Source organism: Nonomuraea sp. NPDC003707 (assembly GCF_053587055.1).
In genome coordinates this window covers 19,452-36,826 of record NZ_JBSFNK010000016.1, presented here as the reverse complement: position 1 = coordinate 36,826, position 17,375 = coordinate 19,452, and the positions used below count along the sequence as shown (strand labels likewise).

The window sequence follows — 17,375 nt, the reverse complement described above, 5'->3', positions numbered from 1 at the left end:
GAGCGGCCGTGGACATCGGGCGCGTCGGAGTGTGGCATCCCATGATCGGCACGGCCCCCGCCGAGGAGGCGCGTCGTGCGGCGGCCACGATCGAGTCGCTGGGCTACGGCTCGCTCTGGGTCAACGAGGGCAGGAGCAGCAAGGAGCCGCTCGTCATGTCCGCCGTCCTGCTGGCGGCCACCCGGCGCATCGCGGTCGGCACCGGCATCGCCAATATCTGGGTGCGCGACGCCACGGCCATGGCCGCGGGCGCGGCCGCGCTGGGCGACGCCTTTCCCGACCGGTTCCTGCTGGGCATAGGGGTCAGCCATGCCCCGCTGGTCACCGGCCGCGGCCACGACTACGCCAAGCCCCTGGCCGCGATGCGCACCTACCTGGAGGCCATGGACCAGGCCGGCCGGACGCTGCCCGTGCCCCCGGTCCCGGCTCCCAGGGTCCTCGCCGCGCTGAGGCCCAAGATGCTGGAGCTCTCCAGGGACCTGGCGGACGGCGCCCACAGCTACTTCGTGCCGCCGGAGCACACCGCGCAGGCCCGCCGGATCCTCGGCCAGGGCCCGCTCCTGATCCCCGAGCAGGCGGTCGTCCTGGAGTCCGACCCGGCCCGCGCCCGCGAGATCGCCCGCGCCCACATGTCCTACTACCTGATGCTGCCCAACTACCTCAACAACCTGCGCACGCTGGGCTTCACGGACGACGACTTCGCCGACGGCGGCAGCAACCGCCTCGCTGACGCCATCGTGGCCTGGGGCAGCGCCGACGCCATCACCAAGCGCGTGCGCGCCCACCTGGACGCGGGGGCCGACCACGTCGTCATCCAGCCCCTCTCCCCGGACGTCCCGGACCTCGCCCACGCCCTGACCCAGCTGACCGACCTCGCCCAGCCCCTCGGCCTGTAACGCCCATCGGAGCGTTTGACCTCGAGTGGGCTCCAACTCGTAGCGTGAGTCGCATGACAACGCCGCAACACAAGATCGGGTCGGGGTTCGGGGCCAGGAGCACCGCGGACGACGTGCTCCACGGGATCGATCTCTCAGGAAAGCTGGCGATCGTCACCGGCGGCTACTCGGGCATCGGCCTGGAGACCACGCGGGCGCTCGCCCGAGCCGGAGCGCACGTCGTGGTGCCCGCGCGCCGTCGCCAGGCCGCCGAGGAAGCGGTCGGGGGCATCGGCGGGGTCGAGGTGGACGAGCTCGACCTCGCCGATCTGGAGAGCGTACGGCAGTTCGCCGAGCGCTTCCTGGCCACCGGCCGCAGCGTCGAGATCGTCATCGACAGCGCCGGGATCATGGCCTGCCCGGAGACGAGGGTGGGCCCCGGGTGGGAGGCGCAGTTCGCCACGAACCACCTGGGCCACTACGCGCTCGTCAACCGCCTCTGGCCGGCCGTCGCCCAGGGCCGGGGACGGGTCGTGTCCGTCTCGTCCGCCGGGCACCGGCATGCGGGCATCCGGTGGGACGACGTCCAGTTCGAGCGGGGCTACGACAAGTGGCAGGCCTACGGGCAGGCGAAGACCGCCAACGTCCTGTTCGCCGTCCAGCTCGACGCGCTCGGCCGGGACGCGGGGGTGCGGGCGTTCGCGCTGCACCCGGGCGCCATCCTCACGCCACTGCAGCGCCACCTCCGCAAGGAGGAGATGGTCGCCGCGGGGTGGATCGACGAGGAGGGCAACGCCCTGGACCCCACGTTCAAGACCCCCGAGCAGGGCGCGGCCACCCAGGTGTGGGCGGCCACCTCGCCGCAGCTGGCGGGCATGGGCGGCGTCTACTGCGAGGACTGCGACCTCGCCGAGCCGACCACGGAGGCCGTCGGGCCCGGGGTGCGCGACTATGCGATCGACCCGGAGCAGGCCGCCCGGCTGTGGGCGCTGTCCGCCGAGCTGACCGGGGTCAACGCCTTCGGCTAGCGCTTCATGGCGCCGTCGGCGATGGCGTCCGCGGCATCGCCGATGGCGACTCCGACGATCTCGAGGCGGCGTACCAGCTCCCGCCTCTTCAGCGCCTCCGCGGTCACCTCGCCCGAGAAGATGCGCGAGATCTCGTACTGGTACATCCGCCGGATCGACCCGCCCACCTTCTTCGCCTCCAGCGCGTCCTGGACCACGGCGGAGGGGCGGGAGGCGAGGTCGCGGACCGCGTTCTCCAGCGCTTCGATGCCGACGATGACCTGGTCGAGCAGGGGAGTGAAGCGGATCTGGTCGGGGACCCGGTAGAGGTGGGACTCGCGGACGAAGTCCCGCAAGGAGTCCAGCACGTCGTCGATGGCGCGGGACAGCCGGAACAGGTCCTCCGGGTCGATCGGGGTGACCAGGGCCGTTTTGAGCTCCTCGACGAGGCAGGCGCGTTCCTCGTCGCCGATGTGCTCGATCGAGCGCATCTGCTCGTGCGCGCCGGTCCTGCCCACCTCGCCCCCGATCATGGCCATCGCCAGCCACGCGCCTTCCTTGGTGGCCCGGAGCTGGCCGAGCAGGGCCTCCGTGAGCGCGCTGTCCATGCGGCCGGTCATGAGGTTGCGGATCCGCCGCAGCCGCTTCATGGTCCGGCCGCCTTCGCGGAGCCGGGGCGGCGCGTCATGGGCGGAGCCGCCCTCGAAGAGTGCTTCACGTTCGCCGTCCCTTCATGAGAGTTCAACCCTCGCGATCGCCTTCACCAGCGCCGACAGCCCCGCGCCCAGCAGGGCGCCGGCCGGCAGAGTCAGGAGCCAGGCCGCGACGATCTTGCCGGTGGCGTACCAGCGGACGCGGCCGCCGCCCCGTGCCACGCCCGCGCCGATGAGCCCGCCGGCGATGGCCTGGGTCATGCTCACCGGCATGCCCACGGCCGCGCAGGCGATCACCGCCGTGCCCGCGGCCAGCTCGGCCGCGACCCCGTGCGGAGGCCGGGAGGCGATGAGCTCGCGGCCCAGCGTGCGGCCCGCCTTGGGGAGCCCGTACATGGTGCCGAGTCCGAAGAGGACGGCCACCAGCGACGTGTACGGGAGCGGCGCGCCCGAGAAGCCGAACATGATCATGAACACGGCCAGCATCTTCTGCCCGTCGTTGGCGGCGTAGGCGAGGCTCTGCAGGAGGAACCCCACCTGGTGCCAGCGCCGCAGCCCGCGGGCCGTGATCGTGATCAGGAGCACCCGGACGAGCACCCAGCCCAGCAGCCCGCCCACGAAGGGCGCCGCCACCCCGAACGCCAGCACCAGCAGCACCGAGCCCGGCGACACCGGCAGCCCCCAGCCCAGCCCCGCACCGGTGAGCCCGCCCACGACGGCGAGCGTGAGGCTGGTCGGCAGGCCCTTCATGCTGAGCGCGGTCACCACGGCCAGCGCCGAGATCACCGCGACGGTCATCGCGATCCTGCCGCCCGGCGCGTGGAACGAGGCCAGCCTGGTCGTGAACGTCACCGCCACCTGATGCGTGACCAGCGGGACCACCGCCGTCAGCACCACGAGCACGAGGATGCCGGTGGCCGGGCGCACCGAGGGCAGCTTCAGCCCGGTGGCGAGGAGGGCGCCCCCGTCGTTGACCCCGGACACGACGGCGAAGAGGCCGGCGACCACGATCAGTACGGCGACGTCCAAGGACCGCGCTCCATCCCAAGCCACGAGACAACCCGGGGTTGCCCCTCCCGAATCCGCGTTCCCCCCTGACTACCCGGGATCGCATGGATGATGGACGATCGGACGCGTAACGTGTGTCGGGTACTCTCTGTGATGGTCACTGGCCAGGATCAGCCCTGCGGTGACCGCCGATCCCACGCCCGCGAGAGTGAAGGCATGACCAGCCCCGCCGAATACATCCTGACGCTGTCCTGCCCCGACCGGCCCGGTGTGGTGGCCGCCGTCTCCGGCCTGCTGGCCCGGCACGGATGCAACATCATCGAGAGCCAGCAGTTCGGCGACCGGGCCGGGCAGCGCTTCTTCATGCGTGTCCAGTTCGCGGGGCCGTTGGGCGAGGACGAGCTCAACGGCGCCTTCGCGACGCTCGCGCCGGACTTCGCCATGGAGTTCAAGGTGCGCGACGTGGCCAGGAAGCCGCGCGTGCTGATCATGGTCAGCAAGTTCGACCACTGCCTGAACGACCTGCTCTACCGCGTCCGGTCCAAGGCCCTGGACATCGAGATCGTCGCGGTTGTCTCCAACCATCCCGACCTGCGGCCGCTCACCCAGTCCAACGGGATCGACTACCACCACCTGCCGGTCACCCCCGAGACCAAGGCGAGGCAGGAGTCCGAGGTGCTGGCGCTGGTGGAGCACTACCAGGCGGACCTGGTGGTGCTGGCCCGCTACATGCAGGTGCTCTCGGGCGAGCTGTGCGAGAAGCTGGCCGGGCGGGCGATCAACATCCACCACTCGTTCCTGCCGTCGTTCAAGGGCGCCAAGCCGTATCACCAGGCCCACAACCGCGGCGTCAAGCTGATCGGCGCCACGGCCCACTACGTGACCTCCGACCTGGACGAGGGGCCGATCATCGAGCAGGAGGTGGCCCGGGTCAACCACAGCCACTCTCCGGAGGACCTCGTGGCGATCGGCCGCGACGTGGAGTGCCTGGCCCTGGCCAGGGCGGTCAAGTGGCACGCCGAGCAGCGGGTCCTGCTGGACGGGCACAAGACGATCGTCTTCCCGCGCTAGCTACCCGCTGATCACCAGCTTGCCCCGCACGTGCTCGTGGACCAGATCCCGGTACGCCCGCGCCGCCTCGGCCAGCGGGTAGCGGCGGCTGACGGTGGAAGGCAGCGTGCCTTTCGCCGCGAGGGCGGCCACCTCGTCCAGATCGCCGGGACGGGCGTGGGTGTAGACGGTCTCGAAGCCGGTGGACGGGTCGGGGCTGGGGAAGGCGACGGTCAGCAGCGGGCCTCCCGGACGGACGACCCGTGCCGGCTCGGCCAGGGCCGGGCCGGGGAGCACCAGGTTGACCAGGGCGTCGACGCCGCCGGGGTGGCGGCGCAGGGTCTCGGCGGCGGTGTCCGCGGAGCTGTGGTCGATCGTCTCCGCGGCTCCCAGGCCGCGTACGTAGCTCTCGTCCGACGGGATCGCGGTGGCGATCACGTGTACGCCCCGGTCCGCCAGTAGCGGCACGACGGCTCCGCCCACCCCGCCGGCCGCTCCGATGACCAGCGCCTTCGTGCCGGGCGCGAAGGTCCCCGCGCGGAGCAGCGGAAGGGCGGTCAGGGCGGCGATGGGCAGGGCGGCGGCGTGCTCGACGGGAAGGCCGGCCGGCCGGTGCGCGAGGGCCGGCGTGTCGGCGTCGAAGATCGCGTACTCGGCCATCGTGCCCGTCGTGAACGACGGCGGCGAGGATGTCAGGCTCGCCATGCTCCCGGCGGCCCGCGCCAGGCCGAGTCCGAATATTTCATCACCCGAGGAGAATCGGGCCACGCCCGGCCCGACGGCCGTGACCGTGCCGGCGAAGTCGCTGCCGAGGACGTGCGGGAACTCCAGCGGGGCCATCTCTCTGAACGCCCCGCTCACGAGCCGGACGTCGGCGGGGTTGAGCCCGGCCGCCGCGACGCGGACCTGGATCTGGCCGGGGCCCGGCAGTGGGACGGGTACGTCCGCCACCTCCAGGACCTCCACCCCGCCGTAGCCCCTCGCCACCAGTGCCTTCATGGGAACCTCCAACTAATCGGACCGCTCGGTCAGGTTGAGCATAATATGACCGCGCGGTCCGGTTGCGGTAGGGTCTTGATGTGGCGAATGTGCGGTCGGACGCGGTGCGTAACAGGCGGTTGCTGCTCGACGCGGCGGCGACCGAGTTCGCGGAGCGCGGCACGGAGGTCTCGATCGCGCGCATCGCGGCGCGGGCGGGGATCGGCAAGGGCACCGTGTTCCGGCACTTCGCCACCAAGGAGCAGCTCATGGCCGCGATCTTCAGCGACCAGCTGGAGTCGCTGGCGGCCAGGGGAGAGGCGCTGCGCGAGGGGGCGGACTCCGGGGCGGCGCTGCTGGAGTTCATGGCCGCCGGGGTCGAGCTGCGCTCGTTCTGCCAGGCGTTCACCCCGGCCATGCGCGAGGATCCGCAGATCAGGGCCGCGAGCGATCGGCTGGTGGCGGTCGCCCGGTCGCTCACGGACCGGGCCTGCCGCGACGGGTTCGTACGGCACGACGTCACGGGGCACGACGTCGTGCTGCTGATCAATGCCGCCTGCCAGGCGGTGGCCCCGCTGGGCGACGCGGTTCCGGGGCTCTGGCGGCGCTACCTGAGCATGATCTTCGACGGGCTGCGTCCCGAGGGCGCCCATCCGCTGCCCGTCCCGGCCCCCGACTCCCTGACCCCCGGCTGAGGCCGCCCGGCGCTCGCGGTACGCGTCACGCAGGGCTGCGGCCCGGCGCCGGGGCGGCCTCGACCATGGCCGGCCCCAGCGCGCTCATGCCGTCGAGGCTACAGACCGGTGTGCCGGGCGAGGAAGGTGAGCGTGTCGGCCGACAGATCGACGGACCTGCTCACCGACCGGGCGCCGTGCCCGACCTCGGTCTCGTTGCGCAGCAGCACCGGGCGGTCGCCGGTCGAGGAGTGCTGCAGCGCCGCGCACAGCTTCCACGCGTGCAGCGGGTGCACGCGCGTGTCGGACTGGAAGACGGTGAAGAGCGTGGCGGGGTAGTTCACCGACTCCTGGACGTGGTGGTAGGGCGAGTAGCCCAGCAGCCAGCCGAACTGCTCGGGGTCCTCGACGGTGCCGTACTCGACGTTCCAGGTGGCGCCGAGCCCGAACTGCTCGTACCTGACCATGTCGAGCAGCGGCGCCGAGCAGACCACGGCCGCGTACAGCTCCGGCCGCTGCGTCAGCGCGGCGCCCACCAGCAGGCCGCCGTTGGAGCCGCCGGAGATGCCGAGCTGCTCGGGCGTGGTCACGCCGGTGGCGATGAGGTGCTCGGCCGCCGCGTGGAAGTCGTCGAACACGTTCTGCTTGTTGCCGAGCATGCCCGCGCGGTGCCACTCCTCGCCCTCCTCGCCGCCGCCGCGCAGGTTGGCGATGGCGTAGACCCCGCCGGCCTCGACCCAGGTCAGGATCGACGCCGAGTAGCCGGGGGTCATCGACAGGCCGAAGCCGCCGTAGCCGTACAGGATGGTGGGGCGCGGCCCGGGCGTGTCGTCGGCGGGGGAGATGATCAGCATGCGGACGTCGGTGCCGTCCTTGGACTGGTACACGACCTGCGAGGTGCGCACCGGGGGCACCTCGACCGCGCCCGGGGAGGCGGCCCAGAGCGTGGTCTCGCCCGTCCTGGCGTCGTAGCGCTGGACGGAGGGCGGCCTGGTGTTGTCGGTGTAGGCGAACCACGCCTCGTAGCCGCCCTCGGGGCGCTCGGAGAGGCTTCCGACGGAGCCGAGACCGGGCGTGGGCACCTCGCCGACGCGCTCGCCGGTCTCCAGGTCGTGGACGGTGATCTCGCTGATGGCGTGGCGGGTCCAGCCCACCAGGATGACCGGGCGCTCCAGGTCGTCGAGGATCGCGAAGTCGTTCAGCACCGCCTCGGGGTCCTCGGGGATGAGGTCGCGCCAGGTCTCGAAGCCCGGCTCGGCCGGGTCGGTGACGCACACCCGGGCCCTGGGCGCGTCGCGGTCGGTGTGGACGTAGAGCCTGCCGTCGCGGCCGAACACCAGCCCCGCCTGCGCGTCCACGCCCTCCTGCACCACCCGCAGGTCCGGCCGGTCGGCCGGGGACGCGGCCAGGTCGGCCAGCCAGAGGTCGTTGCGCGGCGCGGTGCCCTCGTGCGCCGAGACCTGCAGCCAGCGGCCGTCACGCGAGACCGAGACGCCGTAGTAGTTGGTCATCTTCAGCCCCTGGCCGAAGATCATCACGTCGTCCTCGGTGGAGGTGCCGACCCGGTGCAGGTAGACGCGGCGGTGGAACTGCGTCTCGTTCTCCGGGACCTCGGTGCTGGGCAGCCTGCGGACGTAGAAGTACGCCTCCCCGCCGGGCAGCCACGCGATGGGGGAGTAGCGGCAGCGGTCGATCGGCCCCTCGACGCGCTCGCCGGTGGTGACGTCCATGACGTAGAGGATCGACTCCTCGTTGCCGCCCACGGAGATCTGGTACGCCAGCAGGCGCCCCTCCTTGTCGGGCTGCACGGCGTCGAGCGTGGTCAACCCCGACGGGTCGATCTCCATCGGGTCGATCAGCGCCCGCTCGGTCCCGTCAGGCTCGACGACGTAGTAGACGGCGTGCTCCTGGTCGGGCGTGCGGCGGCTGAAGAAGTGGCGGCCACCGCGCCACGCCGGCGCGCCGACCGAGCCGGACCTGAGCAGCTCCGCGATGCGGCTCTTGAACCGCTGCGGCCCGCTGCCCCTGCTGAACAGCTCGGCCTGCTCCAGCAGCCACCCCTTCGTCTCTGGACTGTCGGGATCCTCCAGCCATCGATAAGGATCTGGCACGGGCGTGCCGTGCAGGGTGTCGACGGTGTCTTCGCGGCGTGCGGTCGGGTACGGCTCCAGCTTCATGCTGGGAACCCTACTGCCAAAGGACATGCGTAAAGCGCTGGTGAAGCGGGCATAAAACGTAACGTGTGTCCCTCTGGTCCATTCCGGTTGGAGGATATTTGGGGTGGCGGGGACCGGGGTGCAAACGCCAGACTTGGTGACAGGACGGTGCCGTGGTGACCATCCGCTGGACCGTCCGGCGGAGGTCCACGTGACGGAAGCACAAGTGCCCCAGGAGGGGCCGACAGTCGGGACATGCCACGGCATGTCCCCTTTGATACGCGCGCAGCAGGGAGAGGCTCCATGATGCGCCAGGTCCTGCTGCTGAATGCCACCTACGAACCGCTGACCACCCTTTCCCTGCACCGGGCCGTCGTGCTGGTGCTGCGGGAGAAGGCCGACGTCGTCCACCGGGACGGCAGGGGCGCCGTGCTGCGCTCCGCCAGCCACACGCTCGACGTCCCTTCGGTGATCAGGCTGCGAAGATATGTCCGCATCCCCTACCGGTCCCGCATCCCGCTGACCAGGGCCGCCCTCATGAGGCGCGACGACTACCGCTGCGCCTACTGCGGGCAGCGGGCCGAGACCATCGACCACGTCATCCCGCGGTCCCGGGGCGGCACCCACACCTGGGAAAACTGTGTCGCCTCCTGCACCACGTGCAACCACAGGAAGGCCGACAAGTACCTGGAGGAGCTGGGGTGGACGCTGCGTTTCAGCCCCGCGGTGCCACGGGGCGCTCACTGGAGGCTCATCGGCGCGTCGCTGATCGGAGACCCCCAATGGGCGCCTTACCTCGAGGCCGCGGCCTGAGATATCGCTTTGTAAGGGGTGGCCACCGCCTGACACCATGAGCAGGCATGTGGACCTTCACCTCAGATGTTGAGGAGTACGCCGCGGTCGCCGAGCCCTTCCTGCTCGGCGACCCGGTGCGCAACACGGTCGCGTTGACCGTCCTCGCCAACCTGCGCGCCGGCATGCCCGCGAAGGGTCCCCGGTTCGGCTGGTGGACGGTCGGCGGCGAGGTTCGGGGCGCGGTCTTCCACACCCCGCCGCACCCGGTCGGGCTCGCCGACATGCCCCTGGAGGCCGTCGAGCCGCTCCTGGCCGCGCTCGGCGACCCCGCCGAGGTCGTGGGCAGGGTGGAGCTGACCTCCGAGGTCAAGCGGCTGCTGGGGGAGCCTGGGCGGCTGGTGCCCGAGCGGCTCTACCGCTTGGGGGCGCTCGCCGTCCCCGGCACGCCGGGACGCGGCAGGCTCGCCGCCCCCGCCGACTTCCCGCTGCTGGTCAGCTGGTACCAGGCGTTCGCCGAAGAGGTGCGGATGGGCATGGGCGACGACGTGGTCGAGTCGGTCGCGCGGCGGCTGGCGGCCCGCGAGCTGTTCGTGTGGGAGGCGGGTGGGGCGCCGGTCTCGCTGGCCGCGCTCTCCCCGGCGGTCGGCGGGGTCTGCCGCATCGGGCCCGTCTACACGCCGCCGTCGTGCCGCAGGAACGGCTACGGCGCCGCGGTCACCGCGTACGCCAGCCAGGTCGGCCTGGCCGAGCGCTGCGACCAGGTGGTGCTCTTCACCGACCTGGGCAACCCGACGAGCAACGCCGTCTACCAGTCGATCGGCTACGTGCCCGTGTCCGACTACGAGCACATGACTTACTCTTAGGGGCATGCCGCGTTACGACTTCCGCTGCCGCGCCTGCGGCTCCACGTTCGAGGTCTCCCGTCCCATGTCGGCCTCCGACGACCCGGCCACCTGCCCCGACGGCCACGACGACACGGTGAAGCTGCTGTCCACGGTGTCGATGACGGGCGGCGCGGCCGCTCCGAAGGCGAGCGGGGGCGGCTGCTGCGGCGGAGGGTGCTGCTCCTAGAACGGCCTGTGACGGCCTGTGGCGGCCTAGAACACCTGGGCGGCGGTGAAGGTCGCCTGCGAACGCGTCAGCTCCTCCACCGCCAGCTTGGCGAGCCGCTCGACCGTGGCGATCCCCGTCTCCATGGTCGGGCTGCGCTCCGACAGCACCGCGATGAGCACGTCGTGCCCGTCCACGCCGAGCCGGCCCACGCTGTTGATCGTCCACAGCCCGTCGTGCGCGTCCACGGGTAGCCAGCCGTTCTTGAGCGCCACGTCGCCCCCGGCCGAGCTGACCCCCCACGCCTGTGACGGCTCCACGGACGACATGAGCTTCAGCGCGTAGCGCCGGTCGGAGGCCGGCAGCGGCCCCGCGGGGTCCGTGAGCCACTCCAGCACCTTGACCTGGTCGGACGGCCGGCTGCGGGTCGTTCCCCAGTACAGCCCGGGCCCCGGCCACGTCTGCTCGACGCCGAGCCGGCGCAGGACCCTGGTGAGCCCCTTCTGGCCGCCGACCGTCAGGTAGAGCTCGTGCGCGCAGTCGTTGTCGCTCTCGCGGATCATCTTGGAGGTGAGCGTGCGCTCGTACGCGCTCAGCTCGCCCTGCTTGCTCAGCAGGAACGCCAGCAGGATGTCCACCTTCGCCACGCTCGCCAGCACGAACGGCGTGCGCTCGCGGTAGGAGTACCTGGCGCCGGTCGTGCGGTCATAGACGGCCAGCGCCGCGCGCCCGGGGCGTTCGCGCAGGTATTGGTCCAGCGTGCGGTCGAGAGCGCGCCGCGCGGCAACAGGCAGCACGCTCTCGACGACCACCCCGCCGGGCTGCCCGAAGGAGGCGGCCTGAGGCGGGACGACGGTTGACGGGTTTGCACAGCCGGCCACGGCCAGCAGGGCAACGACGAGCGAGATCCCCCGAACGCGCATGTGCGGGAGCCTGCCAGCCGCCACCCCAAAGGCCGGGGGCGCGGAAGGTCAAACGCCGGTCAGTTTCCTAGGCGGCCCTGGGGCGCTTGCGGCGCTGGAACGGGAGGAACCGGTCGGCCAGGTGCGGACGGGACGGCGTGAGCGTGGGTTCGACCGCGATGATCCGGTCGAACCGGAACGCCCTGATCCCCCGGCGCATCCTGCACACGCCGACCAGATACCAGTATTCGCGGTGGACCAGGCACGTCACCGGCTCGACGTCGCGCGAGGTGATGATGCCGGAGGCGTCGCGGTAGTGGAGGCGGATCATGAGACGGCTGGTGATGGCGTCCGCCATGAGCCTGGCTCTGGAGGCGACCTCGACGGGCAGCGGCTCGGTCAGAGTCGTGAGCGTGGTGGCGATGACGTCGTCGTCGAGCTCCAGGTGCTCGAGTGCGTGTTGCAGGCCACGTCGTGCCGTGACGGCCTGCGGGCCCGATCCGAGGTGAGCGAGGGAGAGGGCGAGGGCGGCGATCTCGGCGGTCGTCAGCGGGCGAGTATCGTGCTTCACGACTGTCGTCATACCCCAATATTAGAGACGACGACCGACATTTTTCGAAAACCTGTGCGGCAGGCAAGGTCCTTGTCACCTACCGCACAGTGAGTGTTCTCTGGCCGTGCTGCGCCCGGCGGTCCTGCGATGGATGTCCTCGCTGCGCTGCGGATCCATCGCAGGTTTACTGCATCACCGCGACAGCTGGGACAGGTCGCGCGAGGCGCCCGTGGAGGCGGACGTGGTCATCGCCGCGTACGCCTGCAGGGCCGCGCTCACCGGCCGGTTGCGGTCGCGCGGCCGGTATCCGCCCAGGTCGGCCAGGAGCCGCTCGCGCCGCGCGGCCAGCTCGGCCTCGGGCACCCGCAGCTCCATCGACCGGTTGGGGATGTCGATGTCGATGATGTCGCCGTCCTCGACCAGCGCGATCGCGCCGCCCTCGGCGGCCTCGGGCGAGGCGTGGCCGATGGACAGGCCGGAGGTGCCGCCGGAGAAGCGGCCGTCGGTGACCAGCGCGCAGGCCTTGCCGAGCCCCCTGCCCTTGAGGAAGGACGTCGGGTAGAGCATCTCCTGCATGCCGGGACCGCCCTTGGGGCCCTCGTAGCGGATGACCACCACGTCGCCCTCCTTGACGCGCCCGCCGAGGATGCCCTCGACCGCGTCGTCCTGCGACTCGAACACCACCGCGGGCCCGCTGAACTTCCAGATCGACTCGTCCACGCCGGCCGTCTTCACCACCGCGCCGTCGCGCGAGATGTTGCCGTAGAGGACGGCCAGGCCGCCGTCCGCGGTGTAGGCGTGCTCCCGGTCGCGGATGCACCCGGCCGCGCGGTCGAGGTCGAGGTCGTCCCAGCGGTTGTCCTGCGAGTAGGCCTTGACCGTGCGCACGTTGCCGGGGGCCGCGTGCCAGAGCTCGACGGCCTCGGGCAGCACCGTCGGCGACTTCGCGTCCCAGGCGGCCAGCATGTCGGCCAGCGAGCCGCCGTTCACGGTGGGCACGTCGCGGTGCAGCAGCCCGGCCCGGTCGAGCTCGCCCAGGATGCCGGGGATGCCGCCGGCGCGGTGGACGTCCTCGATGTGGTACTTGTTCGTGGCCGGGGCGACCTTGCAGACGCACGGCACCCGCAGCGAGATCTCGTTGATCTCCTTGAGCCCGAAGTCGACGCCGGCTTCGCGGGCGGCGGCCAGGATGTGCAGGATCGTGTTGGTCGAGCCGCCCATCGCGACGTCGAGCGTCATGGCGTTCTCGAACGCGTCGCGGGTGGCGATCGAGCGCGGCAGCACCGACGCGTCGTCGTCCTCGTAGTAGCGGCGGGTGATCTCCACGAGCTGGCGGCCCGCGTCCTCGAACAGCTTCTTGCGCGCCTTGTGCGTGGCCAGGATCGTGCCGTTGCCGGGCAGCGCGAGGCCGATGGCCTCGGCCAGGCAGTTCATGGAGTTGGCGGTGAACATGCCGGAGCACGAGCCGCAGGTCGGGCAGGCGCTCTCCTCCATCTCCAGCAGCGCGGCGTCGGAGACGGAGTCGTCGGCGGCGGCGATCATCGGGTCGATGAGGTCGAGCTTCTTGCCGGGGATCTTGCCGGCCTCCATGGGCCCGCCGGAGACGAAGATCGTCGGAATGTTCAGCCTGAACGCGGCCAGCAGCATGCCCGGCGTGATCTTGTCGCAGTTGGAGACGCAGATCAGCGCGTCCGCGCAGTGCGCGTTGACCATGTACTCGACGGAGTCGGCGATCAGCTCGCGCGACGGGAGCGAGTAGAGCATGCCGCCGTGGCCCATCGCGATGCCGTCGTCCACGGCGATCGTGTTGAACTCCCGCGGGATCGCCCCGGCCTCCCGGATCGCGGCCGACACCACGTCGCCCACGTCCTTGAGATGTACGTGACCCGGCACGAACTGGGTGTAGCTGTTGGCCACCGCGATGATCGGCTTGCCGAAGTCGCTCCCGGCTACGCCGGTCGCCCGGAGCAGGGCCCGGGCACCGGCCATGTTCCTGCCGTGGGTGACTGTACGTGACCTGAGGGCGGGCATTGCGCATCTCCCATCGCTAGCGAGTCTTCACATGTTACGGCCACTGCCCGGCAACTGAGACACGTGTCCACACATCGGACGGTTGGTTACCGGATCGAGCCCGAAAAAGCAGCCGTCCGCGCCCGGACTCGTGTTACAGAGATCAGATGAGCAACGGGGCAGTCATGCTCGACGACCCTGTCGGCAACTTCATCCACACGATAGACCGCCTGTGCCGCAGACCGGCCAAGGGCGAGGGGGTCCAGGACTCGCCGCACGTCGCCAGGCAGCCGCTGCTGGCCAGGTGGCGAGGTGGGCAGGACACGAAAGAGCACGTCGACCGGATGGGCGTCCCGCTGGTCCAGCTGAGCAAGGCGGGGGACTGGCCACAGATCCTGGCGCCGCAGGGCAGGCAGGCCACCCACGTGATCTCGCGCGGGATCCCGCGTGCCCGGCCCGACATCCAGCCGGGCGAGGGGGTGCTGGAGATCCTCTCCCGGATCGTGTCCGCGCTGCGCGGCACGAGGCTGCGTTTCCCCCGCTACGAGCTGACCGCCCTGATCGTCGAGCGGCTGGCCGAGTCGCACGGCAAGGAGGACCAGGCCCGCCGCGTGCTGCGCGAGTCCGACCGCAACTGGGGGTGGGGCGTCGACACCGCGGGCAGGGGCGCCGAACACGTCCCCTTCCCGCTCAACCTGCTGCTCAAGCTGTTACCCGGCTTCCTGCACGACCTGCGGCTCAGCGGGCGGGTGCCCGGGCTCGGCGGGCGCTTCCGCTGGTTGCGGCGGGCGCTGTCGGGCGACGGCCCCAAGGCGTCCGGCGTCGCCGCCCTGCTGGCCGACCTGGATCCGGCCGACGAGCCGGCCGTCGCGCGGCTGCTGTTGCGCGCGTTCATGGACGACCTGAGCGGGCAGTACCGGCGCTCCCCGCTGCACGTGCGGGGCGCGGGCCACGTCTTCTACCCGCTCCTGCTGCTCAACGAGCACGGCGAGGCGCTCGTCGAGCTCATCGAGGAGCGGCGCGCGGACCTCGGCAGGTTCGATCCGGTCGTGGTGGTCTCCTACACGCCGCACGCTGTGCTCCCGGAGGACGACAAGGCGCTGCTGCGGCTCATCCGCTGGCGCCGTGAGCTGGTCACGGCCGAGGACCGCGACACGTGGCGGCGGGTGCTGGACACGCCGCTCACCATCTCGGCCCCGGCCGTGCCCGCCGACCTCACCAGGTACGACGTCGCCGACCCCGCCTGGGTGCCGCCCGCTCGCATGGCCCCGTGGTGGTCGTCCCGGACGGCCATCGCGCTGTTCTGGATGGCCCTGGCGGGCATGGTCGGCGCGTACGCGGGCCAGACCGCAGCCTGGCACCGCAACGCCTGCGCGACCGGCCTGTGGACGCCGTGGACGGAGAGCGGCAGGCAGCTGGCCGGCACCGAGTGCGTGGGCGTGGCCGAGCCCGACTACCTGTTCTCGCCGGGCAACACCGAGATGCGGCAGGTCCAGGCCGTGCTCCAGCAGGAGAACGAGCGGGCCGCGAAGCTGCACGAGGGCGGCGACCGGCCGTACGTGACGATCGCCTACCTCGCGGCGCTCACCTCCACGGACCGGGACACGCTGGCCGCCGCCCGCGAGGGCCTGGCGGGCGTCGCCATCGCGCAGAGGCGGCAGAACAACTCCGCCGGCGCCAGCGAGCCGCTGGTCCGCATCCTCCTGGCGAACGCGGGCGGCAGGATGCAGCACGGCTCGAGCATCGCCCGGCTGCTGTTGCGCTACCGCGACGAGGAGGCGCCCATCGTGGGCGTGGTGGGCCTGGACCAGAGCCGCCAGGAGACCGTCGCGGCCATCCAGGAGCTGGGCAAGGCCGGGCTGCCCATGGTGGCCTCGACGCTGTCGGCCGACCGCCTCGTGAACGAGTCGCCGTTCTACTTCCAGGTCGCCCCGCAGAACTCCCGCCAGGCGTGGATGGCGGCCGCCTTCGCCGACTCGCTGGTCAAGAAGGGCGAGGTGAAGCGGCGGGCCCGGGTCTACTACTCGCACGACGTGACCGACTACTACGCCTCCAACCTCAGGGCCCGGGTCGTCGCCCGGATGGAGGAGCGCGGGTTCGCGGTGGAGGGGCTCAGGTTCACGCCCGTCGGAGGGGCCAAGCCGGGCCCCGACGACCGCAGCGACGACCCCTACGCGGGGGAGCCCAGGGACGCGGGGGTGTCGGCGTGCGGGTTCGACGGGCTGGTGTACTTCGCCGGGCGCGGGATTCCCGACTTCGCCGAGTTCGTGAAGGGGGTGGCCGACAAGTGCGCGGACGCGCCGCCGACCATCCTCGGCGGCGACGACGTCACCAGGTACGCCGCGGACGTGCGCGTCAGATCGGCCGTCAGCGGCGTGGGCTACTACTACGAGTCGTTCGCCGCCGCCCCGAACAAGTGCGGCGAGCCGCAGCGGCACGACTTCTACGCGACCCTGTTCGCCACGTTCCCCTTCGAGTGCGAGGAGCCGGGGCCGGGGCGGACGCTGGACGGGCACGCCGCCCTGGCCTACGACGCGACCGAGACGATGATCACCGCCATCCGGCGGCTGGGCAGGGAGCGGCACCGCGTGCCGGTGAACTCGTACACCGTCTGGCGCCAGCTCGGCACGCTCTACACGCCCGACCAGAGCGGGCACGCCATCGAGGGCGCCACGGGCGCGCTCGACTTCGGCGCGGACTCGCCCCGGCAGTATCCCCTGGACAAGGCCGTGCTGATCCTGCACGCCAAGGGGGCCGAGCGGCCGACCCAGGTCGGCCTGTGCGGCGACGTCACCCGTTCCAGCCGGAGCGAGATCTTCCCGTGGTGCGCCTCGGTCCCGGAGATCTACCGCTAGGACGGCAGCCGTACGGCGGCGAGCTGGGTCGCCTGGGCCACCAGGCGGCCCTTGTCGTCCCAGACGTGGGCCACCTCGTCCATCCGGTCGCCGCCGACGTCCGTGGCCGCCAGCCGCACCCTGATCGGCCCGGGAGCGGGCAGCCTGCGGATGTACGCCGAGAGCTGGATCGTCGGCACCCACCCGGACAGGCCCAGGTCGAACGACACCGGCGGCACCGGGTCGAGCGCCACCAGCAGGCTCAGCGGGTCCCAGTCGGAGCCGTCCGCCAGCCGCTGCCAGCTCGCGATGACGCCGGCCCGGGTGGGGGCGCCGAACGCGAAGGACAGGTGCTCGGGGACGATGCGCTCCTCGACCACGGCCATCAGCGGCACCGTGAGGTCCGTGCCCGGCGGGTTGGTGGGAGCGAGGAAGCAGTTTTCCTCGGGCGGCAGCTCGACCGGCTCTTGCGACGACCACCAGGGGCCGGTGTCGTCCAGTAGGCCGAGCGTGATGTGCGACTCGACGCGGATGCGGCCCTCCTGCACCAGCGCGGTCCTGACCTGGGCCACGCTCCTGCCGACCCGCAGCGTCTCCACCCGGGCCACGGCCTCGCCGGGCTCGGGCGGCTCGATGAAGGAGCCGCTGACAGCCGTCACGTGCGGGTGGCCCGCGCCCGCCGGGCTCTCACAGGCGGCCCTGGCGAGCACGGCCAGCAGGTAGCCGCCGTGCAGCCGGTTGCCGACGCTCCACTGGGCGTCCAGCACGGCCCCGAACTCGCCTTCGCCGCGATCGGTCAAGGCGGTCGCTTCGCTAAAATTCCCCATTTT

16 protein-coding genes are annotated in these 17,375 nt (G+C 71.6%); 8 read left to right on the top strand and 8 right to left on the bottom strand.

What is annotated here, in order from left to right:
* The first annotated feature begins 8 nt into the window (after nucleotides 1–8).
* Together ACWDRB_RS35240 and ACWDRB_RS35235 are read left to right on the top strand one after the other, a co-directional pair.
* Complete coding sequence (locus ACWDRB_RS35240) at nucleotides 9–896, top strand: TIGR03620 family F420-dependent LLM class oxidoreductase (RefSeq protein ID WP_449901070.1); 888 nt, start codon at nucleotides 9–11, stop codon at nucleotides 894–896.
* Nucleotides 897–949: 53 nt separating this feature from the next.
* The gene (locus tag ACWDRB_RS35235; protein ID WP_449901068.1) at nucleotides 950–1,903 is read left to right on the top strand and encodes an SDR family NAD(P)-dependent oxidoreductase; all 954 of its coding nucleotides are present in this window, start codon (nucleotides 950–952) and stop codon (nucleotides 1,901–1,903) included.
* On the opposite strand, the gene ACWDRB_RS35230 is transcribed toward ACWDRB_RS35235, so the two are convergent.
* Complete coding sequence (locus ACWDRB_RS35230; RefSeq protein ID WP_350731555.1) at nucleotides 1,900–2,532, bottom strand: DUF47 domain-containing protein; 633 nt, start codon at nucleotides 2,530–2,532, stop codon at nucleotides 1,900–1,902. The two genes, ACWDRB_RS35235 and ACWDRB_RS35230, sit on opposite strands and share 4 nt — an antisense overlap.
* An 81-nt stretch (nucleotides 2,533–2,613) precedes the next feature.
* Nucleotides 2,614–3,564 (bottom strand): anion permease, encoded by a 951-nt coding sequence (locus ACWDRB_RS35225; protein ID WP_449901066.1) that lies wholly within the window; start codon nucleotides 3,562–3,564, stop codon nucleotides 2,614–2,616.
* 195 nt (nucleotides 3,565–3,759) lie between these two features.
* Here ACWDRB_RS35225 and purU point away from each other — a divergent pair, with 195 nt between their 5' ends.
* Nucleotides 3,760–4,614, top strand: a complete 855-nt coding sequence (gene purU / locus ACWDRB_RS35220) for a formyltetrahydrofolate deformylase (RefSeq protein ID WP_397367429.1) — start codon at nucleotides 3,760–3,762, stop codon at nucleotides 4,612–4,614.
* On the opposite strand, the gene ACWDRB_RS35215 is transcribed toward purU, so the two are convergent.
* The gene (locus tag ACWDRB_RS35215) at nucleotides 4,615–5,592 is read right to left on the bottom strand and encodes an NADP-dependent oxidoreductase (RefSeq protein WP_449901063.1); all 978 of its coding nucleotides are present in this window, start codon (nucleotides 5,590–5,592) and stop codon (nucleotides 4,615–4,617) included.
* 80 nt (nucleotides 5,593–5,672) lie between these two features.
* Between ACWDRB_RS35215 and ACWDRB_RS35210 the strand changes: the two genes are divergently transcribed.
* Entirely contained in the window at nucleotides 5,673–6,266 is a 594-nt protein-coding gene (locus tag ACWDRB_RS35210; protein ID WP_449901061.1) for a TetR/AcrR family transcriptional regulator, read from the top strand.
* A gap of 98 nt (nucleotides 6,267–6,364) precedes the next feature.
* Here the strand turns inward: ACWDRB_RS35210 and ACWDRB_RS35205 are convergent, their stop codons facing one another.
* Complete coding sequence (locus ACWDRB_RS35205; RefSeq protein ID WP_449901059.1) at nucleotides 6,365–8,422, bottom strand: prolyl oligopeptidase family serine peptidase; 2,058 nt, start codon at nucleotides 8,420–8,422, stop codon at nucleotides 6,365–6,367.
* A 285-nt stretch (nucleotides 8,423–8,707) separates the two neighbouring features.
* Between ACWDRB_RS35205 and ACWDRB_RS35200 the strand changes: the two genes are divergently transcribed.
* Genes ACWDRB_RS35200 through ACWDRB_RS35190 form a run of 3 tightly spaced genes read left to right on the top strand, consistent with a single transcriptional unit; the run spans nucleotide 8,708 to nucleotide 10,267 of the window.
* Nucleotides 8,708–9,214 carry an HNH endonuclease gene (locus ACWDRB_RS35200; RefSeq protein WP_350731891.1) on the top strand — a complete coding sequence of 169 codons (507 nt, stop codon included), beginning with the start codon at nucleotides 8,708–8,710 and terminating at the stop codon, nucleotides 9,212–9,214.
* Nucleotides 9,215–9,261: 47 nt separating this feature from the next.
* Complete coding sequence (locus ACWDRB_RS35195; protein ID WP_449901057.1) at nucleotides 9,262–10,059, top strand: GNAT family N-acetyltransferase; 798 nt, start codon at nucleotides 9,262–9,264, stop codon at nucleotides 10,057–10,059.
* Between the two features lie 4 nt (nucleotides 10,060–10,063).
* The gene (locus tag ACWDRB_RS35190; RefSeq protein WP_355200186.1) at nucleotides 10,064–10,267 is read left to right on the top strand and encodes an FmdB family zinc ribbon protein; all 204 of its coding nucleotides are present in this window, start codon (nucleotides 10,064–10,066) and stop codon (nucleotides 10,265–10,267) included.
* A gap of 26 nt (nucleotides 10,268–10,293) precedes the next feature.
* Here the strand turns inward: ACWDRB_RS35190 and ACWDRB_RS35185 are convergent, their stop codons facing one another.
* The 3 genes from ACWDRB_RS35185 to ilvD all read right to left on the bottom strand — a co-directional run bounded on the left by ACWDRB_RS35185 (nucleotide 10,294) and on the right by ilvD (nucleotide 13,732).
* Nucleotides 10,294–11,169 (bottom strand): serine hydrolase, encoded by an 876-nt coding sequence (locus ACWDRB_RS35185; protein ID WP_449901055.1) that lies wholly within the window; start codon nucleotides 11,167–11,169, stop codon nucleotides 10,294–10,296.
* A 67-nt stretch (nucleotides 11,170–11,236) separates the two neighbouring features.
* Nucleotides 11,237–11,731, bottom strand: coding sequence for a helix-turn-helix transcriptional regulator (locus ACWDRB_RS35180; protein ID WP_350731538.1), 495 nt, complete (start codon nucleotides 11,729–11,731; stop codon nucleotides 11,237–11,239).
* 162 nt (nucleotides 11,732–11,893) lie between these two features.
* Nucleotides 11,894–13,732, bottom strand: a complete 1,839-nt coding sequence (gene ilvD / locus ACWDRB_RS35175) for a dihydroxy-acid dehydratase (protein ID WP_449901052.1) — start codon at nucleotides 13,730–13,732, stop codon at nucleotides 11,894–11,896.
* Nucleotides 13,733–13,878: 146 nt separating this feature from the next.
* Here ilvD and ACWDRB_RS35170 point away from each other — a divergent pair, with 146 nt between their 5' ends.
* On the top strand, nucleotides 13,879–16,566 hold the full coding sequence (locus ACWDRB_RS35170) for an ABC transporter substrate-binding protein (protein ID WP_449901050.1): 2,688 nt from the start codon (nucleotides 13,879–13,881) through the stop codon (nucleotides 16,564–16,566).
* On the opposite strand, the gene ACWDRB_RS35165 is transcribed toward ACWDRB_RS35170, so the two are convergent.
* The gene (locus ACWDRB_RS35165) at nucleotides 16,563–17,345 is read right to left on the bottom strand and encodes a thioesterase family protein (protein WP_449901048.1); all 783 of its coding nucleotides are present in this window, start codon (nucleotides 17,343–17,345) and stop codon (nucleotides 16,563–16,565) included. The two genes, ACWDRB_RS35170 and ACWDRB_RS35165, sit on opposite strands and share 4 nt — an antisense overlap.
* Between the last annotated feature and the right edge of the window lie 30 nt (nucleotides 17,346–17,375).